The organism is Dactylosporangium sp. NPDC048998 (assembly GCF_043197855.1).
GTDB lineage: Bacteria > Actinomycetota > Actinomycetes > Mycobacteriales > Micromonosporaceae > Dactylosporangium.
Genome location: NZ_JBICTV010000002.1, coordinates 691,285 through 703,747 on the forward strand (window position 1 = coordinate 691,285; position 12,463 = coordinate 703,747).

11 protein-coding genes and 1 rRNA gene are annotated in these 12,463 nt (G+C 72.4%); 5 read left to right on the forward strand and 7 right to left on the reverse strand.

The window, feature by feature from the left end:
- Positions 1–49: 49 nt before the first annotated feature.
- From ACGFI8_RS07180 to ACGFI8_RS07190, 3 genes are read right to left on the reverse strand one after another with little or no spacing between them, the layout of a single operon-like run.
- Positions 50–3,244, reverse strand: a complete 3,195-nt coding sequence (locus ACGFI8_RS07180) for an ATP-binding protein (RefSeq protein WP_392801118.1) — start codon at positions 3,242–3,244, stop codon at positions 50–52.
- A complete protein-coding gene (locus tag ACGFI8_RS07185; protein WP_392801121.1) occupies positions 3,241–3,921 on the reverse strand; it encodes a hypothetical protein in 681 nt (226 codons plus the stop codon). The genes ACGFI8_RS07180 and ACGFI8_RS07185 overlap by 4 nt, the downstream gene beginning before the upstream one ends.
- Before the next feature lie 6 nt (positions 3,922–3,927).
- Positions 3,928–4,998 (reverse strand): endonuclease domain-containing protein, encoded by a 1,071-nt coding sequence (locus ACGFI8_RS07190; protein WP_392801124.1) that lies wholly within the window; start codon positions 4,996–4,998, stop codon positions 3,928–3,930.
- Positions 4,999–5,138: 140 nt separating this feature from the next.
- Between ACGFI8_RS07190 and ACGFI8_RS07195 the strand changes: the two genes are divergently transcribed.
- Complete coding sequence (locus tag ACGFI8_RS07195; RefSeq protein WP_392801127.1) at positions 5,139–6,191, forward strand: hypothetical protein; 1,053 nt, start codon at positions 5,139–5,141, stop codon at positions 6,189–6,191.
- Positions 6,192–6,275: 84 nt separating this feature from the next.
- Here the strand turns inward: ACGFI8_RS07195 and ACGFI8_RS07200 are convergent, their stop codons facing one another.
- Genes ACGFI8_RS07200 through ACGFI8_RS07210 form a run of 3 tightly spaced genes read right to left on the reverse strand, consistent with a single transcriptional unit; the run spans position 6,276 to position 7,388 of the window.
- Positions 6,276–6,461 carry a hypothetical protein gene (locus ACGFI8_RS07200; protein WP_392801130.1) on the reverse strand — a complete coding sequence of 62 codons (186 nt, stop codon included), beginning with the start codon at positions 6,459–6,461 and terminating at the stop codon, positions 6,276–6,278.
- A gap of 54 nt (positions 6,462–6,515) precedes the next feature.
- The gene (locus tag ACGFI8_RS07205) at positions 6,516–7,022 is read right to left on the reverse strand and encodes a MarR family winged helix-turn-helix transcriptional regulator (protein ID WP_392801133.1); all 507 of its coding nucleotides are present in this window, start codon (positions 7,020–7,022) and stop codon (positions 6,516–6,518) included.
- Positions 7,023–7,049: 27 nt separating this feature from the next.
- A complete protein-coding gene (locus ACGFI8_RS07210) occupies positions 7,050–7,388 on the reverse strand; it encodes a helix-turn-helix transcriptional regulator (protein WP_392801136.1) in 339 nt (112 codons plus the stop codon).
- A gap of 140 nt (positions 7,389–7,528) precedes the next feature.
- Here ACGFI8_RS07210 and ACGFI8_RS07215 point away from each other — a divergent pair, with 140 nt between their 5' ends.
- Genes ACGFI8_RS07215 through ACGFI8_RS07230 form a run of 4 tightly spaced genes read left to right on the forward strand, consistent with a single transcriptional unit; the run spans position 7,529 to position 12,276 of the window.
- Positions 7,529–8,326: a hypothetical protein gene (locus tag ACGFI8_RS07215; protein WP_392801139.1), complete on the forward strand. Its 798-nt coding sequence runs from the start codon at positions 7,529–7,531 to the stop codon at positions 8,324–8,326.
- Positions 8,327–8,357: 31 nt separating this feature from the next.
- Positions 8,358–9,485: a hypothetical protein gene (locus ACGFI8_RS07220; RefSeq protein ID WP_392801141.1), complete on the forward strand. Its 1,128-nt coding sequence runs from the start codon at positions 8,358–8,360 to the stop codon at positions 9,483–9,485.
- Positions 9,482–10,969, forward strand: coding sequence for a hypothetical protein (locus ACGFI8_RS07225; protein ID WP_392801144.1), 1,488 nt, complete (start codon positions 9,482–9,484; stop codon positions 10,967–10,969). Before ACGFI8_RS07220 ends, ACGFI8_RS07225 begins: the two co-directional genes overlap by 4 nt.
- A 38-nt stretch (positions 10,970–11,007) precedes the next feature.
- Entirely contained in the window at positions 11,008–12,276 is a 1,269-nt protein-coding gene (locus tag ACGFI8_RS07230; protein WP_392801267.1) for an AAA family ATPase, read from the forward strand.
- Between the two features lie 101 nt (positions 12,277–12,377).
- Here ACGFI8_RS07230 and rrf read toward each other — a convergent pair.
- Positions 12,378–12,463: ribosomal RNA gene (gene rrf, locus ACGFI8_RS07235) — 5S ribosomal RNA — on the reverse strand; the annotation flags it as partial.

The window sequence follows — 12,463 nt, forward strand, 5'->3', positions numbered from 1 at the left end:
CTCAACGGACTGGCGCTGAATACCCAGCCGGGGTGGAGTTATCTCCACCTCACCGGCGGGCCCGGTCGAGAACCTCCTCCGGGGACAGCGGGGCCTTCGGGTGGTGGGTCAGGCACAGCGGCGTGCGGACCTTCACGAACGAGAAGCCCTCGCCCGCCGCGTAGAACTGGCCGCTGCCCAGCAGGCCGATGTCGGGCAGCTTGCCGCCCTTGGCCTGCGCCAGCTCGCGCGCGGCGTCGATCTGGGCCGGCGAGTTCAGCAGGCCGAAGAACTGGGTCGTGGCGTTGCCCGAGATCTGGTTGTGCAGGCCCTTCGGCGCCTGCGTGGCGAAGACCAGGCCAAGGCCGTACTTGCGGGCCTGCGACGCCAGCATGATCGTGCTCGCGGTCGAGGAGGTCGTGCCGGTCGACGGGGCCAGGGTCTGGGCCTCGTCCATGATGAACAGGCCACCGAGCGGGCGGTCGCCAGCCGGGTTGCGCTTGAGCCAGGTGAACAGCGCCATCTGCAGTTGGTTGACGAAGCCCTGCTTCTCCTCGTCGGACATGAGGCCGATGAGGCTGATGACCGAGACCCGGGCGCGCTTGCCCGGGGGTGGCGTCAGCAGTACCGCGGGATCGGCCGACGCTCCCTTGCCGCCGAACAGCGGATCGTTGACCATCGCGGCCTTGAGGGTCTCGGCCAGATCGTGGGCGAGCTTGCCGGCCCGGCTCATCCGGCTCACGTCGTCGGGCAGGTCGGCCAGGAAGTCGGCGAAGCCTTCCAGTCCGACCTTGTTGCCGCGAGCGTACGCCTCCAGTGCCTCGGTGAGCACCGCCTTGCCCTGCACGGCGAGCTTCGTGGTGCCGCTGACGCCAGCCCGCGGCGCGAGCGCCTCCACCGCCGCGCGCACCGCCTGGGCGAACTCGTCCGGCGAGTCGCGAACCGGGGCGAAGTCCGGCAGCGGCTGGAAGCTCAGCGGCCGGCCGCCGCCGACGCCGGGTGTCCACACGACGACGTCGGTGTGTTCGAGGTAGTCGAGGGCACGCTCGTCGTCACCGGGCCCCCAGCCGGACGGCGGCTCGGGCCATGGGTCACCGAGCCGGGCCAGGTCGTTGTTGGGGTCGAGCACGATCGCCGAGACACCCTGCCGGGCGCACTCCTCGACCAGGCGGCGGATGAGCACGGTCTTGCCGGAGCCGGAGCCGGCGAAGATGACGGTGTGCCGCCGGAGCGACTCCAGGTCGACGACGAACGGCGCCTCGTCCTGGATCATCCGCCCGAGGCGGATGATCCGGCCGTCCCCGTCGGCTCGACTCGGGTCCTGCGGCGTCACCGTCGACCGGCTCGAGTCCTGCGAAATCGGCGCCGACCGGCCCGGGTCCCGCAGCGTCACCGTCGATGGGCTCGGGTCCTGCGGCTTCGGCGGCCGTGGGGGCTCCGCCGGGGTGCCCGGCGGGCCGAACACCTCGCGGAACAGCCGGGTGCCGCTCGCCGGCCTCCGGGACACCAGCCACTCGCCGAACAGGGCGTGGGGCACCGCCTGCATGCGCCGCAGCGCGTCGAACACCCTGAGGTCGGCGTCGGCGATCTGGTGCCAGATGCCGCCGGCCGCCAGGAACGCCTCCACCGTCTCCCTGGTCCTCGCGCCCGTCGGCCAGTCGTCCTTGCGCAGCAGGACCAGCCGTCGCTGTGGGACGGCGCGGTCGAGGCCGGCCATCACGCACGCGTTCTTGATCCGGGCGGTCGCCGCACGGGGGTTGGGGTGGGCGATGGCGCGCAGCCCCCAGTGCGCCTCGTTCTCGGTCGCCTCGTCGAGCACCTGGATGAGCCGTCCGTGCAGCGCGGGGTTCGCGCCTGGCTGCGGATCCTGCTTGTACACGACCCCGGTCGGCGCCTGCTCCCCGATCCACGCGCTGATGCCCGCGGCGAGCAGCTGCGGCATTTCGATGTCCTCGGTGTGCCGGTCCAGCGCCCCGGAGACGTCGGCCGCCGCGACGAGTTCCGCGAATATCGCGTCGAGCGGGCGCAGGTCGTCGCCGCCGGTCGCTGTGTCCTTCGGCGGTGGCGCCGGCTCGTCGAAGCGACGCAGCTCGACCATCTCGTCGTTGTCGAGACAGCGGCGCAGATGTTCGTCGACCCGACGCAGCAGCGCCCGCGGGGTGAAGCGGCGGGCCTCGTCGAACGCCTCGGGCCGGATCGGCCAGGTGTCGTAGTCCACCGACACGTGGTACGCGGTGTATGCGGCCGCCAGGCGCTTCGCCACGATCGCGCGGGCGATCTCGGCGCTGTCGATCCGGTCGGGCAGGACCGTCTCCCGGAAGCGCTCGATCACCGGGCCGGGGGCGCTCCTCTTCAGCAGCTCCCAGGTGTCCGGCAGGCAGGACATCACGACCAGCGTGCGCTGGGTGACGTCGCGCAGGGTCAGCAGCCCGTCGGCGACCGGCCCGACGACCGCGGCCTGGTCCGGCTCCAGTCCGGCGGCGCGGTCGAAGAAGGCGGTGGTGGACTGGGCGAAGAGCGTGTCGAGCTGGTCGATCGCGATCACGCTCGGGCTGAGGGTCAGGGCGATCAGGCGGGAGATGTCGCCCACGACCTCCTGCGGTGTGCGCGCGGTCGCGGTGAAGCCCCACTCCGTGCGGTCCGACGGCTCGGTCGGCTCGGAGATGAGGTGGGCCTGCCCGATGTCCTGGTGGTCGAAGTCGAGCGAGCCGTAGAGCACCAGCGCGCGGGCGGTGTCCTGGCACTCGCGGCCGGCGGCGTCGTCGAAGCGGCGCAGCGCGGTGATGAACGTGTCCAGGTGTTCGCGGGTCAGCGGGGTGTCGCCGGCGATCGCGTCGCGGACGTCGGCCGGGATGCCCAGCTGCGCGGTGAGCCGTCGCAGGAAGGTCTTGAGCTGGGTGCCCCACCCGATCGCGTCGCGTTTCAGGCCGCCGATGATGCCCTGGACGGTGCTCTCCCAGAAGGTCCGGCCGTTGATCATGTTGACCAGGAAGAAGTAGCCCCCGCCTTCGGCCCGCTGGATCGTGTCGCGCACCGCGCCGAGCAGGTGAGTCTTGCCGGAGCCGGCGCGGCCCTGGAGGGCCACGCCGAGCGGCTGGGTCGTGTCGCTGCGGCGCGCCCGGCCGACCCCGCTGAGGATCTCCCGGACCGAGCGCTCGTGCAGCTCGGGCACGTCATGGGGCGACGCGTGCCAGATGTCGTTGGGCGTCGGTGCAGGGTTGAGGTGCAGCTCCTCCAGTGCGGTGCGTACCGCTGTGCTGATCACGGCCGGCCGATCGACAAGGTGTGATTGGCCTCGCCGCCGATCTCCAGGGCGGCCTCGACGTCCCGGCGCCTCAACGCCTTGGTGTTGGCGACCGGGATGATGCGGACGTCGTCCCGGTCGAGCAGCCCGATCAGGGCCTCGTCCACCGCCGCCCGGTCCAGGTCGGCGAGCTTGTCCCGAAGGTCGGCGAGGCCGACCCAGTCGCCCGGCCGCGCGGCCAAGGCGGCATACGCCGTGCGGATCCGGGCTTCTGCGCTCTCCCCGGGCTGCGGCCCGGAGAACTCGACGCTCTCCCCGGGTTGTTGCCGGAAGAACTCGCCCTGACTGAGCTTCACGCCGTGCGTGGCCTGCAGCTGCTCCAGCGACCGATGGATGTTCCCCAGCAGCGTCAGCAGGGTGCGTGACGCCGACTTGCCGGCCTTCGGCGGTTCGATGGTGTGCAGGTCGCGCATCACCCGCCAGCCCCGGTCAGTGAGCTGGTGGGAGTACGGCCGGTGGGACCGGTCGGTCGCCACGAGGCCGAGCTTCGTTTCGAGCTTCGCGTTGTCCGTGCCGGTGAGCGCGAAGCCGGCCAGCTCCTTGAGCTCGTTGTTGTTCAGCTCGCGCGCCTCGGACATGAGGACCACCAGCGCCAGGATCTGGTTCGGAGTGAGGCTCGGGATGTCGTCGGAGGGCATTGGGCCTCATTTCTGTGAGAGAGGGGTACGCCGCAGCAGCAGGAGGTCCCTGATCGTCAGCGCCGCGGCAAACGGATCGGCGAGGACCTGGTCGTTGGTGAAGCGCAGGACGTCGTGGCCGAGCAGTTGCAGCTGGGCATCGCGGCGGCGGTCGTCGGCGTACTTCCACCGCTCGCGATGGTCGTCGCCGTCGACCTCGACCACGAGGCCGTCGGCCGGCCAGAACAGGTCCAGGCGGTACGCCTTGCCGAGCACGTGCCACTCGAGCTCCTCGTTCCACCGGCGCCCGCGGGCCCACTCGTGGGGCGCGAGCGCTCGCTCCAGCGCCTGCTCGGCCGCGCTGTCGGCACGCGGCGTGCCGGACAGCGGCGGATAGGTGAGCAGCGGCGGGCCCAGATCGCCGGTAGGCTCGGGCTCCGGCCCGGCCTCCGCAGCGAGCCGGGTCAGGTGGGCGGGGAGGGTGATCCGGACTGTCGGGATGCGATCGACGCTCGGCAGCGGCGGGCCGGCCAGCCAGACGGTGAATCGTCCGTGTTCGGCGAGCCACGCCGCGGCGCCGACGAGCGCCTGCTCGCCGTCGGGCGTGAGGCCCGCGGGGACGTCCAGCAGTACCGCGACGGCGGCACGGCGATAGGCGTCGGCCAGGATGCCGCCCAAGCCGCGCGCGCGGACCTCGGCGGGGAAGCGCGGCGCGTCGGCCGGAGGGAGGCCGCCGCGGATGCGCAGCGACCGCTCGGCGGCCGCGGCGAGGAACGGACCGAAGTGATCCGTCCGCGCGGCCGTCCGGGCGGCGAGAGCACGAACGGCCGCAATGCCCAGTCCGGACGGCCCGTCCAGCCGTTCGGCGCCGGGGAGCCAGCCCGGAAACAGGTTCACCGCCGCCTCGTCCAGGGCGTCGAGGAACGCGGTGACGTACTGCCCGACCCGGAGCCCGGGCGGCGGGCGGAACCGGACGATCGCCGGGGCGTCCGCCGGCAGGGGGTCGAGCCCCACGCTCAGCAGCGCGGGATCGGCGTCGGCAAGGAAGCTGGCCTGACCGCGCGGCGGCTCGGCCCACCACCAGACCCCCGATGTCACGGTTCCCGACCGTACGCCGGGACATCGATCGACCGCGTCGGCCCTTTGCCCGACTCATTCCGGCAGCGCAGCGGGCAGCCAGCCCCGCTGTGTAGCGTTGCCGACACTCGCTGATACATCGGCATGCTTCTATGAAATTCATGACGAGACCAATGGCCAGACTGGCCACTCTTCTGCTGGCGCTCGCCGCCGGCGCACTGGGAGCGGCCGCCCCTGCTGGCGCGGCCCTGCCGGACAGGTTCGCCTTCGTGCTGTGGAACGGCTCCGCCACCGTCGCCACCGGCACCGTTCCCGCGGCCACGACGGTCGTGATCGGGGCGCCCGGGCGGTATCGCATCACGTTCCCCGGCTCCGCCGCCGCGCGGGGCGTGGTCCACGTGACCGCGATCAACGACTCGCCGCACTGGTGCCAGGCCAACACCTGGGGCCCGTCCGGCGCCGACGAACTCGTGTACGTCGACTGCTACAAGGCCGGCGGCACCCCCGACTACACGGCGTTCACGGCGATCTTCGAGAGCAGCTCCCCGCCCACGCCCGCGATCAACGGCCGCTTCGGCTACGTCGACGCCCTGCCCACCGGCGCGCTGGTCAGCCAGTTCAACTCGGCGGGCGCCGTCAACTCGGTGTCCCCGTTGGCGACCGGCCAGTGGGCGGTGAAGATGCCGAACCTGAGCACCCCGGGCCCGGTGGACGGCAGCCTCCAGGCCACCGCGGTCTCCTCGACCCCGGCGCGGTGCAAGGTCGCCAAGTGGAGCTCGGCCCCGTCGGGCCAGCTCGTCTACGTGTTCTGCTTCGACGCCCTGGGCTCGCCGGTCGATACCCGGTTCACGCTGACGTACCAGTATCAGCAGTCGCTGTACGGCGCCGGCTGGCCGCCGAAGTACTTCGGCTACCTCTGGAACGCCCCGCCGCTCGGGCCGCCGTCGACGAACTTCAACTCGCAGCTGGGCTCGGGCGTCAACACGCTGGCGTCCGCCGGCGTCGGGCTTTACCTCGTGACCTTCCCGAAGCTCGGCGTCACGCCCGACACGATCCAGGTGACCGCGACCGGCACGGGATCAGAGTTCTGCAGCCTGCTCACGTTCTGGACCCACCCGGCCCCGGACACCGTGGTCCGCGACGTGTCCTGCTCCGACAACTCGGGGAACCGGGTCGACACCGGCTTCCTGATCAGCGACAACTCCGCCTTCTGACGACACCCTGCTGAACAAACACCGGGCTCGACGACCCGGCGCGCGCGAACGGGCGATGCCGGGTCGGACCCGGCATCGCGACGATCATGTCCGCCGGCGTTCGCCCGGCTCCCTGCGGTGGTGCCGGGTCAGCCCCTCGAGGATCGCCTGAATCGGCTGGTCGAGGAAGTGGAAGTCGGGAACCGCGACCGCCTCCGCCCGCTCGTGCAGGGTCTTCGCGGTGACGGTGTCGTCGATGCGGGGCACGTGATGATGTCCATCGCGATCCATGAGCCCCTCCTCGTGTTCGGTTCACGAGAAATAGTGCATATGACCATTATTGCACTATGCAAGGGTCACTCCCACCTCGCCGGCGTCGCCGTGGGTGGTCCAGCCGAGCCACCAGTCGTGCTCGTCCAGCTCCCCGGCCGCCTCGGCGAACGCGGTGAGTGCCTCGGTGACCGCGGTCCGCCACAGGTCCGCGGTGGCGGCCACGATGCGCTCGAGCTCGGCCCGCCGGCGCGCCATGACCTGCTCGACGATGTTGCGCCCGGCCTGGGTGAGCCGGATCCGGACCACCCGCCGGTCCTCCGGGGACCGCGTGCGCCGCACCAGCCCCTTGCGCACCAGCCGGTCGAGCATGCGGGTCCCGGTGGAGGGATTGACCTGCAGCTCGTCGGCGATGTCGACGCTGCGCTGTGGCCCCCGCATGGCGAGCACGACGAGCGTGCGGAACTGCGGGAGCGTGACCTCCCCTTCCACCGCGGCGAGCGCGCGGGCGGTGAGCCCGACGAACGCCCGGCTGGCGCGCATCAACGCCTGCACGGCGGCCTCGCTGCTGCCCTCTTGCATGGAGCAATGATTGCACTGACGGAGTGGTCAGGCCGACTTCCGGACGGCGGGGGCCGAGCTGGCCCCGTCGGCGTAGGGCGCCAGGCTCACCCGGGAGCTGATGGCCAGCTTCCGGAAGATCTGGCGCAGGTGGTAGTTCACCGTGTGCGTGGAGATGTCGAGCCGGCGGGCGATCTGCTGGTTGGTGAGGGCCTGGCCGGCCAGCCGGGCCACCGCGCGCTCGCGGTCGGTCAGCAGGGCCCAGCCGGTCGGGGCCGGCGCCTCGGCCGGGGTCTCGAGCAGGGGCTCGTTCACCAAGGCGACGACCACGATCCCGGTCTCGCCGGACAGGTCGGACAGCAGGACGGGGTGCAGGTAGAGCGGCATGGTGATCCGACCCTTCGGGAAGTGAAAACCGGACGCCTGGCGATTACCGGAACTTACTGGAGAATACTGGAGGCGTGCAACAGCATCCCTGGGTCGAGGTGGGGATTGCTGGAATTTACTGGAGGACGTAGGGTCGCATCATGGCAGACAGCGCTGAGGAGCTGGAGCCGCAGATCGAGGCGCTGCGGGCCGAGGTCCGGCGGGCGATGGCCGCCGGCGACCGGCCGCGGGCCCGAGCCCTGCGGGCGCGGCTCCGTGCGCTGGAGGATGCCTGGGACGAGGCCGTCGAGTCGCTCGCCCCGGACGCTCCCGCGGCGATCCCCGCGCCCCGCGAGGGCGGCTCGCTGCTACCCCTGCGAGAACAGGTCCACGGGGCGCTGACCCTGCTCACCGTCCCGGCCGCGCCGAAGCTGATCGCCCAGGTGTACAACGCCTGCTTCGGCGGGGACATCAACAGCGCCAAGCTGACGAGCCTCCGGCGCGACGAGGAGCGCTCGTTCAGGGCTTCGCCGTTCTCCCGGCCGTACTATCTGTGCGCCGCCCTGACCGCCGACCGCCTCGCGCCGGGCCGCGGCCTGCTCGCGATCTCCACCTGGCCCCTCGAACGGCGCATCGTCGGCGCCCTGAGCCCGCGGGTCGACTTCCTCACCGCCGCCGTCAGCATCGCGGAACACGTCGACCGGCTGCCCGATACCGACCGCGCCACCGCGCGCCTACTGTGGCTGTTCGCGGAGAACATCCCCGGCGCCGCCGACGGCATCGGCTCCGCCAAGCCCGACACCGTCATCCGCGCCGCGCGGGCCGAACTGCAGACCCACGAACCGGCCGACCGGTCGCACCGCGAAGCGGCCGCCGCCCGGGCCCGCGCCCAGCTCGACGACGCCGGGCAGCTCTTCGGCAACCCGCTGCGAGCCGTGGCCGCCGGCACCGACTCCTGAGTTCCGTCTTCCCCCGCGAAGGAAGAGCATCGTGAACAGCACCGAACAGCAGCTCGAACACCTGCGCGGCCCGGTTCCGCCGCTGGCGCACAACGCGCGCACGATCGCCGCGCTGACCACCAACCCCGGCTGCGCCCGCCGCGCCGTCATGGACGCCGCCGGCGTCGACAAGCGCGCGGTCGCCGCCCGCGTGGGCTTCCCGCCGCCGTACGGCCAGTCGCCGTTCGCGATCACCCGCACGCAGGCGTTCACCGCGCAGGTCAAGGCCAACGGCTGCGCCGAGCTGCTCCGGATGCTGCGCGAGGTGCTCGACCTGAAGATCCCGGAGGTGGCGTACCACGATCTCGAGGACGCCGGCGGCAACGAGAGCCAGGAGGTCCGCCACGCGCTCGCCCGGCGGGTCCTCGGCAACGCCGCGCAGCACGCCGACGACTCGGGCACGCTGTTCGACCACCCGCTGCTGCGCCTGCCCGTCGGCGGCCGGCAGGTCTTCCTGGAGCCCGACCTCATCGCCTTCCAGTACCAGGGCACCTTCTACGTCATCGAGATCAAGTCGTTTGCCGTGATCGATGGCCAGGCCGACGGCGGCAAGGTGGCCTCCGCCGCCGTCCAGTCCGCGGTGTACGTCGTGGCGCTGCGCCGCCTGCTCGCCGAGCTCGGCCACGACCCGTCCCGCGTCTCCCACGAGGTCGTGCTGGTCTGCCCGGAGAACTTCTCCAACCACGCCGTCGCCACGAAGCTCGACGTGCGCCGCCAGCTGACCGTCCTCAACCGCCAGCTCAACCGCATGACCCGCATCGACGAGCTGCTCGCGACGCTGGACCCGGACCTCACGTTCGACCTCGCCCCCGACCGCGACGGCGTCCCGACCCGCCCCGTCGGCGAGCTGTGCGTCGCGATCGAGCACATCCCCGCGCGGTACTCGCCCGAATGCCTGTCGATGTGCGAGATGTCGTACTTCTGCCGCCGCGAAGCCCTCGGCACCACCCACGCGCTCGGCCGCTCGGTCAGCGAGGACCTGGGCAGCGTGGAGTGGATCGACGCCGTGCTCGGCCTGGCCGCCGGCCGGCTGACCCCCGCCCCCGAGCAGATCGAGGCCGCGGCGGTACTGCGGGCAGCCCTCCGATTGCGCGGCGAGTCCGTCGAGGTCCCGGCGTGACCTCGCTGACCTCCCTGGCCAGGGCGCTCGCGGTCCGCCACGAGGCCGCGCAGCCGCTCACCACGGTCCGGCACACCCACATCAGCACCCGGCCCCTGGTATTCATCCCGCTCGCCCTCGCCGGCGAGGCCAACGCCCCGCTGGCCGCGCTGGTCGGCGACCGCGAGGACGCGCCGAGGCTCTTCGTCGTCCCCCAGCCGCGCAACCGCGACCAGCGCTTCCGGTTCGCCGCCGATCTCGGCCGCCGGTTCATGTCCTATGTGGACAGCTTCGCCCGCCACCAGGAGGACGCGCGCGGCCGGCGACGCTTCACCGACGCGCCCCAGCTCCTCGTGCCCAACCCCGGCGGCATCGGCTTCGTGCGCCTCTTCGGCCGCTCGACCCGCCTCCGCCGCACGTACGGCGAGTACGCCGTCCCCCCGGTCGTGCCGCTGTTCGGCAAGTGGCTGACGTTTTTCGCCGAGCGCGCCGAGCACCCGGGCTCGTCGCTGATGCTCGCCATGACCTCGGTCCTCGGCGCGCACTGGGCCACGGGCCAGAGCGCCGTCGAGGACGCCAACCTGGCCGCCCTGCTGGCGTGGCTGGACCCGCCCGCGGGACAATCGCCGTTCGACGCCGCCCTGGACGCCGAGGACCCGGACCGCTGGCCCCCGGCCGGCCCGGCCACCGACCCCACGTTCGACGCCGAACGACTGGCGCCCGCCATCGAGCGATACGCGCGTACCGACGGCAACTCCATCGCCCGCGAGGTGGCCCTCGACATGCTGGAGTCCGCGCTGCGCGGCCAGCTCGAGCCGACCTGGCACCTCATGTGGCGGGGCGTCGCGCTGCTGGAGCGGCTCGCACCGGGCGCCAGCGTCGTGGAGCGCTGGGCCGACGACCGCGACGCGTACACCGGCTACGTCGCCCACGTGACCGGCGAGAACCCGCTCCCGCAGCCCCGCCGGGACAGCGCGGTGGCCGCCGCCAGGCGCCTGAACCGGCTGGAGCGCGCCCAGGCCCGCTTCGACGCCCAGCGCGCGCTGGACGATCCGCTGGTCATGGCCGAGTACCGGCTGACCGGCGAGGCCTTCGCCGGCGATGTCGTGGCCGCCGAGCCCGACCGGCTCGACGCCACCGGCCCGCGCCGCAAGCTCCGGCCGCACGTCACGGTACGCACGCAGGATCCTTTGCGGCTCGCCGTCGGCGTGGAAGTACAGTCGCCGGCTCGTGCTTCGCAGAAGGCGGAGATCCTCTCCATCACGCCGGCCGGCGACGGCGCCCTGGACGTGGAACTGGAGCTCAACGGCGGCATGGGCCGGGCGCTCACCCCGGCGCCGGGCAGCGTCCCGTCGGTCGGGGAGCGGATCACGTACAGCACGGTGTCCAACGCCTTCCAGGCGTCGGGCAACTTCCCCGAGGCCGGGGACACCCCCTGGACCCACGGCGGCCCGCCCGCGCCGCCCGTGCCCACCGAGGAGGACGCCGTGGAGGCCTGGTCGTGACCGTCATCGATGTATTCCCGGACGTGTTCCCGGACGTCATGTCGGACCTGCAGGACGGCCCGGCCCCCGGCGTGGTGGTCGACTCCCCGCCGGGCGCCGGCAAGTCGACCCTGGTCGTCCGGGCGGCCCGGCACATCGCCGAGTCCGGCGAGCCGCTGGCGGTCGTCGCTCAGACCAACGAGCAGGTCGACGACCTCATCGCCAACCTGGCCCGCTCCGCCCCCGGCCTCCCGATCGGCCGCCTCTCGAAGCAGGGCTACGTCCCGGTCGCCCGGATCTCCGGCCACCGCAACGTCACGGTCGACACGGCGGTCGCCGGCCTGGCCGGCTCGCGCGTCATCGTCGGCACCTCCGCGAAGTGGGCCACCCTGACCGACGGCTCCTGGCCGTGGGCGATCGTCGACGAGGCGTACCAGATGCGCTCCGACGCCCTGCTCCAGATCGCCGGCCGCTTCGACCGCACCCTGTTCGTCGGCGACCCCGGCCAGCTGGACCCGTTCTCGACGGTCGAAACCGAGCGCTGGGCGGGCCTGTCCTGGGACCCCCAGCTGAGCGCGGTGGCGGTCCTGCTGCGTCACAATCCCGGTGTACCGGTCCATCGCCTCCCGGTCTCGTGGCGCCTGCCGGCCACCGCCGCCCCGGTCGTCTCGGAGGCGTTCTACCCCTTCACCGGCTTCACGTCCGGCACCGGCCCGGCCGACCGTTCGCTCACGTTCACCACGCACGCCTTCGGCCGGTCCCCGCTCGACGCCACCCTGTCGACCGCGGCCGCGACGGGCTGGGCGCTGCACGAGCTCCCGGCCCGGCACAGCATGCGCACGGACGCGGAGGTGGCCGGGGCCTGCGCCGCGCTGGCCCTGCGCCTGCTGGAGCGCGGCGCCGTCGCCGTGTCGGAGAAGTCGCCGGCGGGCGCCGACGTCACGGCCGACCGGATCGCGATCGGCACCGCGCATCGCGACCAGGCCGCGGCGGTACGCCAGCACCTCCCGCCGGACTCCGGCATCACGGTCGACACGGCGAACCGCCTGCAGGGCCGCGAGTACGACGTGACGATCGTGTGGCACCCGCTCTCCGGCCGCCGCGACGCCACGGCGTTCCACCTGGAGGCCGGCCGCCTGTGCGTGCTCACGTCCCGCCATCGGCACGCCTGCATCGCGGTGGCGCGGGCGGGCATCGCGGAGCTGCTGGACGCCCACCCGTCGACCGGCCGCATGTACCTGAACGAGGTCGTGAAGTTCCCGGACGGCTGGGAGGCCAACCAGGCGGTGATGGCCCACCTGGAGCGGCATCGCGTCACCGACCGATGAGTTCGCCGGCGCGGGGGCGGCACGTCCTGTTCTCCAGGTCAGAAAAGGCCAGAAAATGCTTCAGGGGCTCACCGAAATGGTGAGCCCCTGAGCGAAAGATTGTCCGGCGGCGTCCTACTCTCCCACACTCTCTCGGGTGCAGTACCATCGGCGCTGGAGGGCTTAGCTTCCGGGTTCGGAATGGGAC

Excerpts from the sequence above, each read along its gene's own strand:
- ACGFI8_RS07185 (WP_392801121.1), bottom strand. The coding sequence starts at position 3,921 with ATGCCCTCCGACGACATCCCGAGCCTCACTCCGAACCAGATCCTGGCG.
- ACGFI8_RS07195 (WP_392801127.1), top strand. The coding sequence starts at position 5,139 with ATGACGAGACCAATGGCCAGACTGGCCACTCTTCTGCTGGCGCTCGCC.
- ACGFI8_RS07200 (WP_392801130.1), bottom strand. The coding sequence starts at position 6,461 with ATGGATCGCGATGGACATCATCACGTGCCCCGCATCGACGACACCGTC.
- ACGFI8_RS07205 (WP_392801133.1), bottom strand. The coding sequence starts at position 7,022 with ATGCAAGAGGGCAGCAGCGAGGCCGCCGTGCAGGCGTTGATGCGCGCC.
- ACGFI8_RS07210 (WP_392801136.1), bottom strand. The coding sequence starts at position 7,388 with ATGCCGCTCTACCTGCACCCCGTCCTGCTGTCCGACCTGTCCGGCGAG.
- ACGFI8_RS07215 (WP_392801139.1), top strand. The coding sequence starts at position 7,529 with ATGGCAGACAGCGCTGAGGAGCTGGAGCCGCAGATCGAGGCGCTGCGG.
- ACGFI8_RS07230 (WP_392801267.1), top strand. The coding sequence starts at position 11,008 with ATGTCGGACCTGCAGGACGGCCCGGCCCCCGGCGTGGTGGTCGACTCC.